This is a genomic window from Salinarimonas soli (assembly GCF_008386575.1).
Classification (GTDB): domain Bacteria; phylum Pseudomonadota; class Alphaproteobacteria; order Rhizobiales; family Beijerinckiaceae; genus Salinarimonas_A; species Salinarimonas_A soli.
Map to the genome: position 1 here is coordinate 1 of NZ_VUOA01000010.1, position 15,909 is coordinate 15,909.

The 15,909-nt window shown below is 74.1% G+C and carries 8 protein-coding genes; 6 read left to right on the plus strand and 2 right to left on the minus strand.

All coding sequences use genetic code 11. The features are described 5' to 3' along the window. Nucleotides 1-758 precede the first annotated feature (758 nt). From F0L46_RS05150 to F0L46_RS05170, 5 genes are all read left to right on the plus strand, one after another. On the plus strand, nucleotides 759-2,144 hold the full coding sequence (locus F0L46_RS05150; RefSeq protein WP_149815970.1) for a DEAD/DEAH box helicase: 1,386 nt from the start codon (nucleotides 759-761) through the stop codon (nucleotides 2,142-2,144). Between the two features lie 265 nt (nucleotides 2,145-2,409). Beyond that, on the plus strand, nucleotides 2,410-3,174 hold the full coding sequence (locus tag F0L46_RS05155) for an SDR family NAD(P)-dependent oxidoreductase (protein WP_149815971.1): 765 nt from the start codon (nucleotides 2,410-2,412) through the stop codon (nucleotides 3,172-3,174). Between the two features lie 236 nt (nucleotides 3,175-3,410). After that, the gene (locus F0L46_RS05160) at nucleotides 3,411-4,622 is read left to right on the plus strand and encodes an acyl-CoA dehydrogenase family protein (protein WP_149815972.1); all 1,212 of its coding nucleotides are present in this window, start codon (nucleotides 3,411-3,413) and stop codon (nucleotides 4,620-4,622) included. Nucleotides 4,623-4,627: 5 nt separating this feature from the next. Further along, on the plus strand, nucleotides 4,628-5,884 hold the full coding sequence (otnK, locus tag F0L46_RS05165; protein WP_149815973.1) for a 3-oxo-tetronate kinase: 1,257 nt from the start codon (nucleotides 4,628-4,630) through the stop codon (nucleotides 5,882-5,884). A 21-nt stretch (nucleotides 5,885-5,905) separates the two neighbouring features. After that, complete coding sequence (locus F0L46_RS05170) at nucleotides 5,906-6,685, plus strand: hydroxypyruvate isomerase family protein (RefSeq protein WP_149815974.1); 780 nt, start codon at nucleotides 5,906-5,908, stop codon at nucleotides 6,683-6,685. A gap of 34 nt (nucleotides 6,686-6,719) precedes the next feature. Here F0L46_RS05170 and pbpC read toward each other — a convergent pair whose 3' ends face one another. After that, on the minus strand, nucleotides 6,720-8,894 hold the full coding sequence (gene pbpC, locus F0L46_RS05175; RefSeq protein ID WP_149815975.1) for a penicillin-binding protein 1C: 2,175 nt from the start codon (nucleotides 8,892-8,894) through the stop codon (nucleotides 6,720-6,722). Nucleotides 8,895-8,968: 74 nt separating this feature from the next. Beyond that, nucleotides 8,969-14,173, minus strand: a complete 5,205-nt coding sequence (locus F0L46_RS05180) for an alpha-2-macroglobulin family protein (protein WP_149815977.1) — start codon at nucleotides 14,171-14,173, stop codon at nucleotides 8,969-8,971. A gap of 216 nt (nucleotides 14,174-14,389) precedes the next feature. On the opposite strand from F0L46_RS05180, the gene F0L46_RS05185 reads away from it, so the two are divergent. Further along, the gene (locus tag F0L46_RS05185) at nucleotides 14,390-15,796 is read left to right on the plus strand and encodes a peptidoglycan-binding protein (RefSeq protein WP_240539878.1); all 1,407 of its coding nucleotides are present in this window, start codon (nucleotides 14,390-14,392) and stop codon (nucleotides 15,794-15,796) included. Nucleotides 15,797-15,909: the final 113 nt, after the last annotated feature.

The window sequence follows — 15,909 nt, forward strand, 5'->3', positions numbered from 1 at the left end:
GTGCCGGGGCGACCCGGACGGGACCGGACCATCGATCCGGGCACCCCGTGGACGCCGCTGGGCTTAAGCTCACGGCCGACTGCACCATCGAGCCCGCGGCGTCCCGCGCCCCCTCGATCCTCTCTCGCCCGCCCTCCGGCAGACGGCCGGACAGGACGGGCCGCCCCCGGGGCGCGATGCGCCATGTCCGGGCGACCTCCCCTCTCCCATGGGGAGAGGGGTCAGGGGGTGAGGGGGTACCACGCTGAGCCAGGTATCGCCGGACCCCTCCCCCTTTGCGGGGGAGGGACAGCTTGGCGAAGCCAAGCAGGGAGAGGGGCCGTTCGAGGTTCGCGCTGCCGGGGCCGCCGCGCGAGATCAGCGGCGAGCAAACCTTCCGCTGTCGAGGTCCGCTTTTCCGCGTGCCCCTCTCCCGACCCCGCTTCGCGGGGCCACCCTCCCCCGCAGAGGGGGGAGGGGGAGCGAACCGCCCGACGTGGTACCCCCTCACCCCCGGCCCCTCTCCCCATGGGAGAGGGGTGCCCCCCCTCCATTGACTTCCGGGGCCTTCGGTCGCATATGAGGTCCATCACGGCGCGGCGGGCATCGATCCCGCTTGAGCGAGACCTGCGTGAGGGCGCGCACGGCGCACCCGGTCTCCCCCTTCAGCCGCCGTTCCCAGCCGACCGTCCCCATCACGCGGGTCGTTCTCTCGACGCACGCGGACCGACCCGGCGCCCCCATGGCGCGGGCCCGCTCCGCCATGGATCATGACACCCGTGACATCTTTCAAAGACCTCGGTCTTGCCGCCCCGATCATGAAGGCGCTCGTGGCCGAAGGCTACGAGACCCCCACCCCGATCCAGGCCAAGGCCATCCCGCACGTGATGCAGGGCCGCGACCTGCTCGGCATCGCCCAGACGGGCACCGGCAAGACGGCGGCGTTCTCGCTGCCGATCCTGCACCGCCTCGCCGCGAACCCGAACCGCGCGCCGCGCCGGGGCTGCCGGGTGCTGGTGCTCAGCCCCACCCGCGAGCTCGCGAGCCAGATCGCCGAGAGCGTCCAGACCTATGGCCGCTTCCTCCAGATCAGCACCACCGTGGTGTTCGGCGGCGTGCCGCTGGGCAAGCAGGAGCGCGCGCTCGCCAACGGCGTCGACGTGCTCGTGGCGACCCCGGGCCGCCTCCTCGACCTCGTGGAGCGCCGCTCGCTGACGCTTGCCAATGTCGAGATCCTCGTCCTCGACGAGGCCGACCAGATGCTGGATCTCGGCTTCATCCACGCCTTGAAGCGCATCGTCGGCCTGGTGCCGAAGAAGCGCCAGACGCTGTTCTTCTCCGCCACCATGCCCAAGACCATCCGGGCGCTGGCGGCGGACTACATCGTCGATCCCGTCGAGGTCGCCGTCACCCCCGTCGCCACCACCGCCGAGCGCGTCTCGCAGCAGGTGATGTTCGTGGGCGGCGGGCAGAAGCAGGCGCTCCTCGAGCACGTGCTGCGCGACCCCGCCATCGAGCGCGTCCTCGTCTTCACCCGCACCAAGCACGGCGCGGACAAGGTGGTGCGCAACCTCGAGAAGGCGAATGTCGGCGCCGCCGCGATCCACGGCAACAAGAGCCAGGGCCAGCGCGAGCGGGCGCTCGCCTCGTTCAAGGACGGCCGCTGCCGGGTGCTCGTCGCCACCGACATCGCGGCGCGCGGCATCGACGTCGAGGGCGTGACCCACGTCATCAACTTCGAGCTGCCGAACGTGCCCGAGTCGTACGTCCACCGCATCGGCCGCACGGCCCGCGCCGGGGCCGAGGGCGTCGCGATCTCGTTCTGCAACGGCGAGGAGCGGGCCTACCTCAAGGACATCGAGAAGCTCACCCGCCAGCCGGTGCCGGTGATGGCGCTGCCCCCGGGCTTCCACGCCGAGGCGGCGCCTGAGGGCCCCGCCCCCGCGCAACCCAACCGCGGCCGCCCCTCGGGCCGCGGCGGGCCCCAGCGCCCGGGCCAGCCCCAGCGCTCCGGCCAGCCGCAGCGCTCCGGCCGCCCCGGCGGTCACCCGGGCGGCGGCCGTCCGGGCGAGTCCCGCTCCGGCGAGGCGAACCCTGGCGCCGGCCGCTCCCGCCGCCGTCGCGGCGGTGGCGGCGGCGGCCAGGGCCAGGCGGCGGGGCGCTGAGGCGCCCTCCCCTCTGCAGCGTCGGAACCCTCCCCCCTTTGCGGGGGAGGGACAGCCTGCGAAGCAGGCAGGGAGAGGGGCCGTCCGGGAGGTCGGGCCACCTGTGCCGCCGCACGAGAGCGGCGGTGGGCGAACCTGCCGCCGTCGTGTTCCGCTTTTGCGCGTGCCCCCTCTCCCGACCCCCGCTAACGCGGGCGCCACCCTCCCCCCTTGACCCCGGCCCCGCCGGAGGCGAGCTTGCCCCTGCGACAGCGGGGGAGGCCGGATGGATCTCGGGGGGGCGATACGGGGGCGGCATGTGCTCGTGACGGGGGCGTCGAGCGGGCTGGGCGAGCATTTCGCGCGGCTTTGCGCCCGCCACGGCGCCGCCGTCACCGTGGCGGCCCGCCGTCGCGACCGGCTCGCCGCCCTCGTGGCGGATCTGGAGCGCGAGGGCGCCGCCCGGGCCCGGGCGCTCGATCTCGACGTGGCCGAGGAGGCCTCCGTGGCGGCCCTCTTCGCGGCACTCGCCGACGATCCCCTCGACGTCCTCGTCAACAATGCCGGCATCGCCGGCGGCGGCGCGGCGATGGACACCGCCCTCGCCGAGTTCGACCGCATCATCGCCACGAACCTGCGCGGCGTCTGGCTCGCCTCGACCCATGCGGCCCGCGCCTGGCGCGATCTCGGGCGCGGCGGCACCATCGTCAACATCGCCTCGATCCTCGGCCTTCGCGTCTCCGGCGGCGTCGCGCCCTATGCGGTCTCGAAGGCGGCCGTGGTGCAGATGACGGAGGCGCTGGCGCTGGAATGGGCGCGCCACGGCATCCGCGTCAACGCGCTGGCGCCTGGCTACATCGCCACCGACATCAACGTCGACTTCTTCGCCTCCCCCGCCGGCGAGGCCATGATCAAGCGCATCCCCATGCGCCGCCTCGGCCAGCCCGCCGACCTCGACGCCGCCTTCCTGCTGCTTGCCACCGACGCCTCCGCCTGGATGACCGGCGCGGTGCTCCCGGTGGACGGCGGGCACCTGGTGTCGGGGCTCTAGCTCCCCTCCCCGCCCCAAGTCGGGTGTTTCCGACTTGGGGCACCGACCTGCCCATCTCGGCAGCAGCCGGGATGGGTGGGGAGGGGTTGGGGGTGGGGGTCGAAAAGTCGGAGCTGGCGGGGGAGGATTTGGAGCACGCAGGCTTGTACAGGCATAATCTGAACCGACGGGATCTCGCGTCCCGACCCCCACCCCTAGCCCCTCCCCACAAGGGGGAGGGGGAGAGCTGAGACTCCATGGATTTCCACATCCCGCCCCGCATCGAGGACTACCGGCAGCGCATCGCGCGGTTCGTCGAGCAGGAGCTGATCCCGCTGGAGAGCGATCCCGGCTCCTACGACCCGCACGAGAACATCCGCCTCGACCTCCTCGACAGGGTCCGCGCCAAGGCGAAGGCGGAAGGGTTGTGGTGCCTCCAGCTCAAGCCCGAGACGGGCGGTCAGGGGATTGGCCGCATGGGCATGGCCGTGACCTACGAGGCGATGAACCGCTCCATCTTCGGCCCGGCCTCGTTCAACTCGGCGGCGCCCGACGACGGAAACATGATGGTGCTGGAGGCGATCGGCACGCCCTACCAGAAGGAGCGCTGGCTCCAGCCCATCGTACGCGGCGACGTGCGCTCCGCCTTCGCCATGACCGAGCCGCATCCTGGCGGCGGCTCCGACCCGTCCATGATCCAGACCCGGGCGGACAAGGGCGCGGACGGGCGCTACCGCATTCATGGGCGCAAATGGTACATCACGGGAGCGGGCGAAGCGGCCCATTTCATCCTGCTCGCCCGCACCTCCGACGATCCCCGCTACGGTCTCACCGCCTTCCTGTTCCACCGCGACCAGCCGGGCTGGCGCATCCTGCGGCGGATCCCGATCATGGGGCCGGAGGAGCATGGCGGCCATTGCGAGCTGGAGTTCGACGGCCTGGAGGTGGGGCCCGAGGACGTGCTGCTGGGCGAGGGCCAGGGCCTGAAGGTCACGCAGATGCGGCTCGGCCCCGCGCGCCTCACCCATTGCATGCGCTGGCTGGGCCTTGCCCGGCGCTGCGTCGAGATCGCCAAGGAGTACGCCGCCGAGCGCCACGGCTTCGGTGTGCGCCTGTCCGAGCGCGAGAGCGTGCAGCTCATGCTGGGCCGGCTTGCCATGAACATCGAGGTCGGCCGGCTCCTCGTCATGAAGGCCGCCTGGGAGCTCGACCGGGGCGGGTTCGCCCGCAAGGAGGTCTCCATGGCGAAGGTCCAGGTGGCGAACGTGCTGCACGAGGCCGCCGACACCGCGATCCAGATCAACGGCGCCCGGGGCTACTCGAAGGACACCGTCCTCGAATGGATCTACCGCTACGCCCGCCAGGCCCGCCTGGTGGACGGGGCGGACGAGGTGCATCGCATGGTGCTCAACCGGAACCTGGACGCGGAGGGCGCCGACTTCTGGCGCTGGCCCGTGGCGGAGGCTTGAAAGTCATGCTGCTCGGCGTCATCGCGGACGATTTCACGGGGGCGAGCGACGTCGCCAACACGCTGGCCCGGGGCGGGCTCGCGACCATGCTGCATCTGGGCCTGCCCCGGCGCGACGCCGACGCCGCCACCGAGGCCGGCGTCGTGGCGCTCAAGAGCCGCTCGATCCCTGCCGACGAGGCGGTGGCGCTCTCGCTCCAGGCCCTCGACTGGCTCAAGGCCCAGGGCTGCCGGCAGATCGTGTTCAAGATCTGCTCCACCTTCGATTCAACGCCCGAGGGTAATGTCGGGCCCGTCTCGGAAGCCCTGGCCGGGGCGCTCGGCGCCGCCGGCGTGCCGGTCTGCCCCGCCTTCCCGGCGACGGGCCGCACGGTCTACCAGGGGCACCTCTTCGTCGGCGACCGGCTCCTCAGCGAGTCCGGCATGGAGCGCCATCCCCTCAACCCGATGACCGATCCGGACCTGCGGCGCTGGCTCGCCCGCCAGTCGCGGGAGCCCGTGGGGCTGGTGCCCTGGCGGGTGGTGCGCTCCGGCGCGGCCGCGATCCGCGACGCGCTCCAGGCGGCCGCCGCTGCGGGCGAGCGCCAAGCCATCGTCGACGCGATCGTCGACGAGGACCTCATCGCGCTGGGCGCCGCTTGCGCCGACGCGCCCCTTCTCACGGGCGGCTCGGGCATCGCGCAAGGGTTGCCCGCGAACTTCATCCGGAGCGGGCTTGCAAGCGGCAGCGCCTCGGCGTTCCGGGGCGTCGCCGGCCCCGAGGCGATCCTCGCGGGCTCCTGCTCCAAGGCGACGCTGGAGCAGATCCTCGTCCATGTCCGCGAGCACCCCTCGCTCGCCGTCGACGTAGAGGCCGTGCTGGAGGAGCGCCTGGCCCCCGCCGACCTCGCGGCCTTCGTGCGGGAGCACGAGGGGCAGGCGCCCCTGGTGTTCTCCTCCGCCCCGCCGGGCCAGGTCGCGGCGCTCCAGGAGCGCCATGGCCGCGAGGCCGTCGCCCACCGCCTCGACGCGCTCTTCGCCGACACGGCGCGCCTCCTCGTCGAGGGCGGCGTGACGCGGCTCGTGGTGGCGGGCGGCGAGACCTCAGGCGCCGTGGTCTCGGCCTTGGGCCTCGACGCCGTGGCGGTCGGGCCGGAGATCGATCCCGGCGTGCCGGCGCTCGCCAGCCCCGACCGGCCCCTGGCGCTCGCCCTGAAATCGGGGAATTTCGGGGCGCCCGACTTCTTCGCCAAGGCGCTCGCCGTCATGGCCCGCGACGCTTGACCCGTCATCCACGAGGATTCCATGCCGGCTTTCACCGCCAACATCGCCTTCCTCTTCGCCGACCGGCCCTTCGTTGAGCGCATCGATGCCGCCCGCGCGGCGGGGTTCGAGAACGTGGAGTGCCACTTTCCCTACGACACACCCGTCGAGACCCTGAAGGCGCGGCTCGACGGGGCGGGCGTGCGGATGACGGGGCTCAACACGGCGCCGGGCGACATCCGGGCCGGCGACTGGGGCCTTGCCGGCCTCATCGGCCGCGAGGACGATTTCGAGGCAGGCGTCCGGCAGGCGGCGGACTATGCGAGGGCGCTCGGCACCCCGATGATCCACGTGATGGCGGGCGTGGTGGACGAGGATGCCCGCCCGCAGGCCTACCGGACGTATGTCCGCAACCTGCGCAGCGCCGCCCGCGCCGTGGCGGCGGACGGGATCACCCTGCTCCTCGAGCCGCTCAACGCCCGCGACCGGCCGGGCTATCTCGTCTCGCGCTCCGACGACATCGCGGAGCTCATCGGCGAGATCGGCGAGCCCAACGTGCGGCTCCTCTTCGACGCCTATCACGTGCAGATCATGGAGGGCGACCTCATCCGCCGCATCGAGCGCCACGCGCCGGTCATCGGCCACGTCCAGATCGCCGCCGTCCCCTCCCGCGCCGAGCCGGACGAGGGCGAGGTCCACTTCCCCGCGATCTTCGACGCCCTCGCGGCGAACGGCTACGACGGCCTGATCGGATTGGAGTACAAGCCCCGCGGCTCGACGGAGGAGGGCTTGGCCTGGATGGACAGGCTCGGCGTGCGGTGAACCCCCTCTCCCCCTGGGAGAGGGGAGCTGCCCCCTACTCCACCCGCACCGTCACGCTGTCCGTCGCCCCCGTCGCGTCTATCACGCTCACCCGGGCGAAGCCCGCCCCGTCCGGCCGCCAGAGCGACTGGCGGCGGGGGCTGGCCGAGCCGACGGGGGCGCCGTTGACGAGCCAGGTGAGCGGGAGCACGCCGCCCTGCGCCTTCAGGGCGAGCGCCGCGAGATCGGCGCCGGCGCTCGCGAGGCCGAGATCCACCCGGGCGCCCTCGGGCGGAAAGGCGATCTTCAAGGGCGCGGCGACCGTGGAGGCCACCGTCTTGGGCTGGTCCTTGCGGATGTGGCGCAGGGGCGGCGGCAGGGTCGCGGAGGTGGCGAGCAGGACGTGGGGCGGGCGGATCACGGGCTCCGGCTCGCCGCCGAACCGCGCGAAGGCATCGAACAGGAGGGGCGCCGCGGCGACGCGGCCCGTGAGGCCCGGCACGGCCGCGTTGTCCGGCCGCCCGAGCCAGACCGCGATGGTGACCCGCCGATCGAAGCCCACCGCCCAGGCGTCGCGATAGCCGTAAGACGTGCCCGTCTTGAAGGCGATGCGCCCGGCGAGCGCGTTGTCGGGCGGCGGCGCGCCGCGCAGGATGTCGGCCACGTACCAGGCCGCCACGGGATCGGCGATCGCAAGCCCCCCGGGCGTCGCCGGCGCCCCGCCGAGGCGCCGCACGAGCGGCGGCACCTCGCCGCCCCGCGCCAGGCCCGCATAGAGCCGCGCCATGTCGGACAGCGTGATCCCGAGCCCGCCGAGGCCCACCGCGAGGCCCGGCGCCGCCTCGGCCGGCAGGAAGAGCTCGGCGCCGGCCTGGCGCAGGCGGGCGAGGAAGCGGGGCGGGCCGATCTCGGCGAGGAGCTCCACGGCCGGGACGTTGAGCGAGAGCTGGAGCGCGCGCCGCGCCGTCACCGTGCCCTGGAAGGTGAGGTCGAAGTTCTCCGGCGCGTAGGTGCCAAAGCGCGACGGCCGGTCGTCGAGCATGGTCTCCGGGTGCGCGAGCCCGCTCTCGAAGGCGAGGCCGTAGATGAAGGGCTTCAGCGCCGAGCCCGGCGAGCGGGGCGAGGCCGTCATGTCGAGGGCGCCGCCGCGCTCGGAGGCCAGGTAGCCGGCGCTGCCCACATGGGCCCGCACCTCGCCCGTGGCGTTGTCGACGACGAGGATCGCGGCGGACAGCCGCGGCCCCTGCCGCTCCGCGCCCTCGCGCGCCAGGGCCTCCAAGCTCGCCTGGAGGCGCCCGTCGATGGGAAGCCGGTGCACCCGCTCGCCGGGGCGCTCGCTCAGGGCCGCGTCGGCTGCGTGGGCGGCAAGCATGGGGAAGGGGCGGCGCTCGTCGGGCACCGGCTCGGCGCGGGCCGCCTCGGCGTCGGCGGGGGTGATGAGGCCGCGGGCCATTGCCCGGTCGAGCACCCGGTCCCGGGCGCGCCGCGCGGCGGCCGCGAACCGGTCGGGGCGGCGCGCCTCGGGCGCCTGGGGCAGTCCGACGAGGAGCGCCGCTTCGCCGTTGGAGAGCCGCTTCGGCTCGCGGCCGAAATAGGCGAGGCTCGCGGCGCGCACACCCTCCAGGTTGCCGCCATACGGGGCGAGGGCGAGGTAGAGATCGAGGATCTCGGTCTTGGAGAAGCGCCGCTCCAGCTGCACGGCCCGCACGATCTGGCGGGCCTTGGCGCGCGGCGTGCGCTCGTCCCGGGGCTCCAGGAGGCGGGCGACCTGCATGGTGAGCGTGGAGCCGCCCGACACCACCCGGCCGTGGCGCAGCCATTGGCCGGCAGCGCGCATGAGCGCCAGGGGCTCGACGCCACGGTGTTCGTCGAAGCCCCGGTCCTCGTAGGCCTTCAGGAAGGCGATGAAGCGCGGATCGACGTCGCCCGCCGCGACCGGCAGCCGCCAGCGCCCGTCGGCCGCCGCGTACGGCCGCAGCAGGCGCCCGTCGCGGTCGAGGACTACGGTGGAGCGCGCCTCCGCCGCCGTGAGGTCGAGGGGCCCGAGCGCGTCGACATACGCCCACACGCCGCTGCCGATGGCTGCTAGGAGGAGGATGGCCCCGACGGCGAGGCGGCGGACGACGACTCCCCTCCCCCTTGTGGGGAGGGGCTGGGGGTGGGGGTCGTGACGCCATCCGCCGACAATCCAGGACAGAGCTGTACGAGCGTGCGTGCTCCGACCACCCATCCCCAGCTCCGACTTTTCGACCCCCACCCCTAACCCCTCCCCGCAAGGGGGAGGGGAATCGTGCGCCTCCCTCCTCACGGCCGCGCCACCACCTCGACGGTGCCGAAGCCCGTGCGGCCGAAGCGCTCGGGGCGGTACATGTCCTCGACGCTCGCCGGCGGGTGGACGAAGCGGCCCGGCGCCACGGCCCGCACGATGTAGGCCACGGTGAAGAACGCGGGCTGGCCGGCTGCGCGGTCGAAGGCGGCGACGAAGCGGTCGTCGCGGTACTCGGCATGGGCGGGCTCGACCTCCGTCTTGAGCCAGCCCAGGGCCTCGACGGTGCCGGAATCGACGAGCTTCGGGTTGTCGATCTCAAGGCCCGCCGGGAGCCGGTCCACGAGGAGCACGCGGGCATATTGCGAGACGGGCTCGGTGACCTTGAGCACGGTCACGAGACGCTCGTTCTGGCGCACCTGGGCCGGATCGGCGGGGCTGCCGTCGAGGCGGTAGTAGGAACGCTCGATGGAGTAGCCGCGGGACGCCGCGGGCTCCGGGCCCACGGGATTGCCGGTGGTCGAGATCACGATCTGGGCGGGCAGCGTGCCCGTGTTGGCGATCGTGACCGGCCCGCGCTCCAGGGCCTCCCCGCGCCAGGTGCGGTAGAGGGCGCCCTCGTGGCGCGCGCCGCCGACCTCGAGGGCGAGCGAGGCGGAGTCGCGCTGGATCGCCTGGGCGGCGAGGATCATCCAGGCGTTCTCCTGGGTGCTCGTCGCCCGGCCGATGGGCCGCTCCTCGGCGATCACCTGCGTGACGGGGCGGATCGCGTCCCGGGGCAGGTTCGCCTCGGCGATGAGGGCGAGGATCCCGGCGCCGTCGCGAAGGCGGGTGCCGTAGTCCGCCCGCGAGAGGCCGCCGTCCCGGGTGGCGCGCAGGCCCTGGACGGCCGAGTCGAACACCGCCGCCGAGCGTCCGCGGTCGCCGAGCAGGGCAAGCGCGGCACCGATCTGGGCGCGGGCCAGCGCCGTCTTGAAGGCCGGCAGCTTCGTGTCGGCGAGGTAGCGCAGGTCGCCCATCACGGGGCGGCCGTTGCGGGCCAGGACATAGGCCGCGTAGGCCAGCCCCGCCCCGTTCTCGTCGCCGACATCGCCGGCGTTGGCGACGTGGTTGCGCAGCCGGTCGAGGGCGAGCGAGAAGGCCGCCTGCGGCACGGGGTGGCCGGCCTCCCGGGCCCGGGTGAGGAAATCGGTCACGTAGGCGTCGAGCCACGGGTCGTCCCCGCCCACGCTCCACAGGCCGAAGGCGCCGCTGGAATTCTGGCGTGCCAGCACCCGTTCCACGGCGCCCCGGATCCGCTCGTCGAGGGCGCCGTCGATGGCGAGCGCCTCGCCCTGCGCCAGGCGGTTCACGTAGAGGAGCGGCAGGGCACGGCTGACGATCTGCTCCGAGCAGCCATACGGGTAGCGGTCGAGGGCCTGGAGGAGCCCCGGCACGTCGATGGCCGAGAAGGTCGACACCGCCGCCGAGACCGCGCCGGTGCCCGGCAGGATGTCGGCCAGGAGATCGTTCGACAGGGTCACCCGGCCGCCGGGCTCGATGGAGCGCACGTCGCGGCGCACCAGCGCCGAGGTGCCGGGCTGGACGCGCAGCGCGAAGGTCTGCGAGACGTCGACGCGAGGGCCCGTGAGCCGGGCGGTGAGCACCGCCGTGCCGGGCCCCGCCGCCGTGACGGGGATCGTGACCGCCGCCTTGCCGCCGCGCTCCAGGCGCACCGTGCGGCGCAGCTCGGCGGCGGGCGCCAGGACCGGGCCGCGGATGTCGAGATCGACCGTGTAGTCGCCGGGCTCGCCCTCCACGTTGTCGAGCTGGAGATGGACCCGCGACTGGTCGCCGACCGAGAGGAAGCGCGGGAGCGTGCCCGCCACCACCACGGGATCGCGCACGATCACGTCGGCGTTCGCATGCCCCACCCGGTCGCCGGTCCAGGCGACGCCCATGACCCGCACGGTGCCGTTGAAGGCGGGGATGTCGAAGGTCACGGCCGCGGTGCCGTCGGGACCGACCCGCACCACGCCCGAATAGCGGGCGAGCGGCTCCTGGGTGGGCGTCGCCGAATCGAGGCTCGGCACGCCGTCACCGCCGGAGCGGATGGCACCGCGCGTCCCCTGCATCCCGTCGATGAGGAAGCCGTAGAGGTCGCGGATCTCGGTGCCGAGCTGCTTCTGGCCGAAGAAGAAGGCCGTCGGGTCGGGCGCCTGGTAGCGGGTGAGGTTGAGGATGCCGACGTCGACCGCCGCCACCGTAACCCGCGCCTCCTCGCCAGCCTTCAGGCCCGTGAGGCGGATCGGCAGGGTCAGGGCGCCGCGCGGGCGCATCTCGGCGGGGGCGCCGAGATCGAGGGCGAGGGTGCGGGCCGCGCGGTCGACGGAGAACCACGCCACGCCGAGCGCCCGCCCGGGCTGGCGCCGGGCCGCCTGGTCGAGGGGCCGGTGGGCCAGGGTCACGAGATAGGCGCCCGCGCCCCACTCCGCCTTCACGGGGATCGAGACCTCGGCGCCCCCCGCCGGCACGTCGACCACGCGCACCTCGTGGACGCGGTCGCTCACCACGGCGAGCGTCGCGGTGCCCGCGAACCGGGGCGAGAGGCGGGCCTTGAGCGCCTCGCCGGAGGCGTAGGCCGCTTTGTCGAGGCTCATGTCGAGGAGGTCGGGCACGTCCGCCGTCTGGTCGCCGGACCAGCCGACGGTGAAGCCCGTCGAGGTCGCGGGCGCGTCGGGCCCCTCGCCCCGGACCTCCAGGCGGTAGCTGCCCCAGGTGACGGCGGCGGCGATGCGGGCGGGATCTTGCGTGCCGATCTCGATGCGCCCGTCGGCCACGCGGGTCGTGGTCTTCACGGGCTCGTAGCCCCAACGACCGTCATTGTTGAACCATTGGTAGCGCCGCTCGACCCGGTAGAGCGCCCAGGAGGCGGCGCGGGCGATGCGGCGGCCGTCGGGCGCCGCCGCGACCACGTCGAAGGTGGCCGTGCCGCCCTCCGCGAGGGTGTCGCCGAAGGTCTTGCGTACCCCGATCACCGGCCCCGCGGGCAGGATCGGCAGGGTCACCGAGCGCTCGACGGCCCGCCCGCCGGCCTCCGCGACGCGCAGGACGATCTTGGCCTCGGTCGGGCGCGGGGCGGCGGCCTCCTGGACCGGGATCTGCATGGAGACCCGGCCGCGGGCGTCCGTGGTGCCCTTCGCCTCGATCTCGACGGTGGAGGCCTCGACCGCCTCGTCCTCGAGGCCCACGGCATAGCCGGGGAGGCCCGGCAGGAAGCCCGTCGCGGCCCCGACCACCACCTCGCCCGAAACCTCCAGCGCCGCGCCGGGGGCGCCGAACAGGTAGCGCGCCTCGACGTCGATCTCGGCGGGCTGGCCGGGCCGCAGCGCGGGCTCCTTCGGGGTGAGCGTGAGCTCCAGGCGCTCGGGGACGTAGTCCTCGACGAGGAAGGTGGCCTCGCCCACGGAGGGGCCCTTGGGGTCGGCATAGGCCGTCACCCGCCAGGTGCCGCGCATGGCGCCGCCCATGAGGGGCAGAGAGAAGGCGCGCCCGCCCAGGCCCTGGTCCTCGACCACGGCCCGGCGCTGCTCCACGCCGTCGGGGCGCCGCACCACGAGGGTGAGCGGCAGGGCCGGCACGGCGGCGCCGCGCACGTCCCGCAGGAGGGCCGTGACGAACACCGTCTCGCCCGAGCGGTACACGCCCCGCTCGGGATAGACGAACGCCTCCAGGGCGCCCGTGGCGGCCCGGCCCTTCACGCCCCGGTCGGACAGGTCGAAGGCGCCGGTCTGGAGATCGAGGAAGCCGTAATCGCCGGACAGCCCCGCCGTGACGAGGCCGGGGCTCATGCCGCCGGCGCCGCGCGCCAGGCCCGGATCGAAGCGGGCGTGGCCATTCGCGTCCGTAACCTTCGTGGCGAGGATCTCGTTGTTGCGGGCCACAAGCCGCACCTCGACGCCCGCGAGCGACTTGGCCGAGGCGAGCGAGCGGGCGAAGACGTGCACGCCGTCGCCGCCCTTGAACGCCGTGAGGCCGAGATCCGAGACCACGAACCATTGCGTGGCGAGCGTGCCGTAATCGTCGTCCGTGTTGTCGCTCGTGGGGGGCTTGGCCGTCATCACGTAGACGCCGGGCTCCAGGGTACCCACCGCCTCCAGGACGGGGAAGGCCGTCACCACGTCGCGGTTGAGCTCGTTCTTCACGTCAAGGGTGCCGGACCAGATCTTCACGCCCTTCTCGGCGCCGATCTGGCCCGCCGAATAGCGCGAGAGCTGGCTCAGGAAGTCGTCGGAGCGCAGGGTCGGCAGGAGGTTGCGGTCGCCCACCCGGGAGACCTCCACCGCCACCTTGTCGGTGTTCACCGTGACGACGGGGATGCCCTCCTGGCCCGTGCGCGGCAGGACGTAGTTGCGGCCCGTGAACCGGGCCTGGGGCGTGCGGTCGCGAACGTAGATCTCGTAATCGGCCGATTTCAGCAGCGTCTCGCCCACCGACGAGGGCAGGCCCTGGCGGAGCACGAAGGCGTAGCGCTCGCCATGGCGCAGCCCGTCGACGCAGAGCTGCCGGCCCTCCGCCGTGACGGCGCCGTTCGCCGCGCCCGAGACGGCGACGAAGGGCGCGAAGTCGACGCGGCCCCGGGCGAGGTCCTCCGAGAACTCGAAGCAGGCGCGCGGCGAGGCCGAATCGGAGTCGACCCGGTAATCCGTGATGCGGAAGCCGCGCTTCTCGCGCAGCTCCTCGTAGGCCCGGCGGACGCGGGCGTCGTCCGCGAGATCGAGGCTCGCCCGGTAGGCGTTGAGCGCCGGGCGCCACTGGGAGCGGGCATCCCAGACCTCCGCGAGCTGCACCAGGGCCGCCGCCTCGTCGGCCCGGTTGGCGGCGCGCTGATAGGCCATGTAGGCGGCGATCGTGGAGCGCTCCTGGAGGCGGTAGCGCTCGCTCCAGTCGGCAGGCTCCACGGCCCGGGCGGCCTTCACGTATGTGAGCCAGTTGGCGCCGTCCCGGGGCTCGGCGGCGAGAGCGGCGCTCGCCAGGGAGAGGGCCCGGCGCGGGTCGCTGCGGGTGAGCGCGGTCTCGGCGTCGCGGCGCAGCTGGGCGGCGGGGCGGCCTCCGACGCTGGCCGCCGATTCCGTGCGCAGCCGCTCCTCCAGCCGGACGCCCTCGCTCGCGAGGTCGTCGCGGGTGAAGCTCTTCTGGGCCTGGGCCTGGGTCGCGACGAGGAGGGCCCCCGCCAGGGCGGCTGCATGGACGAGACGGCGCATCGTTTGGGTCCCCCGACAGGCGGCGGCCGGCGGCCGCCCGCTGATGCGCCGTCAAGGTACCACCGACGGGTCCCCATGCAACGCAGGCGAAGCATGTCGGCCAGACGGGAATGAGCCGCCGTGCGAACCAGCACATGACGGGGCGCCCTCCCCTGGCGCATGATGCGCCGGCTCGACGAGCGGGGGGCTTTTCCGGTGTCCAGAACGATGATGAGCGTGGCCAGTGCCGGTTGCGGCCCCCTCCTGCTGGCCCTGGGCCTCGCCCTCTGGCCTGCTGCGGCTCTCGGGCAGCAGGGCACGCCGCCCAACGCCCCCGCCACCGCGCCGGACCCCGCCTTCGAGGCGGCGCGCACCGCGTTCGAAGCGCTGCCCGAGGCCGAGCGCCGGGCGGTGCAGGACTCCCTGGTCTGGACGGGCGACCACAACGGCGTGGTGAACGGCCAGTTCGGCCGGCGCACCTTCGAGGCCGTCACGGCCTATCAGCGGCGCGCCCGCCTCGATCCGACCGGCGTGCTCGACGAGCGCGGGCGGGCGGCCCTGCGCTTCGCCGCCAAGCGGACGCGGGAGGCCGCCGGCTTCGAGATCGTGACCGACGCGCGCACGGGCCTTCGCGTCGGGATCCCGCGCAAGCTCTTCCCGAAGGAGGGCCCGGCCACGGGCGCGGGCGGCGGCTCGCGGTGGCAGACGGAGGACGAGCGCGCCACCCTCGACACCCGCGCCTATCCGCCCGGCGGCCCGGATCTCCCGGCCCTGTTCGAACGGCTCACGGCCTCGACCGCGCCGGGGCGGCGGGTGACCTACAAGCTCCTGCGGCCCGACTTCCTCGTCGTCACGGGCGAGACCGCCACGGGGCGGTTCTACATCCGCTATGCCGGCGGGCCGGAGGGCGTGCGGGGCTATACGCTGGGCTACGACAAGGCCCTCGCCAAGACCCTCGACCCCCTCGTGGTGGCGATCGCCAACAGCTTCGAGCCGTTCCCCGGCGCGGCTCCGGTCGCCGCGCCGACGCCCCCGCGCATCGCGGCTCCCGCCCCGCCGCCCGCCGCCGCGCCGGCCATCGCTCCCGCCGCGACGACGCCCGCCACCGGGCTCGCCGTGGCGCCGCGCCGGGTGCTCACGGCGGCGGTGGAGGGCTGCGCGCAACCGCGCGTCGGCGGAGCGTCGGCGAAGGTCGTGACGATCGACCCCGCGGCAGGGCTCATGCTGCTGGAGGCGGAGGCGGGCCGGGCCGTTCCCTTGAGCGCCGGCCAGACGGACGACCGCGAGGGCCTCGTGGCGCTCGCCTACGGGCCGGGGCAGCCCGCCCGCATGCTGATGGCGGTGGCCGGCGAGCGCGCGGCCTCGGGGCTCGTGGCGCCGCTCCAGGCGGGCGCCGCCGGGGCACCCGTGTTCGACCGCGCGGGGCGGCTCGTGGGGCTCGTGCGATCGGTGCCGCTCGCGCCCCGCCTCGTCGCGGGCGTCGCGATCCCCGCAGCCCACCCCCTCGTCACGGGCGAGGCGCTTGCCCGGGTCTTGCGGGACGCGGGCGCCGTGTCCTCCCCCGAGGCGGGGGCCGCCCGCAGCGCGGGCGAGATCGCGGCGCGGATGCAGGCCGCTGTGGTGCCCGTGGAATGCGGGCGCTGAGCCGCGGCGGTTTCTAGGGGCTTGGCCCATGGGTAGGCCCGTCCTCCAACCTCGTCCTGAGGTGCCCGCCGCAGGCGGGCCTCGAAGGGCGTTCCAAGTATTTCTTTCCGGCT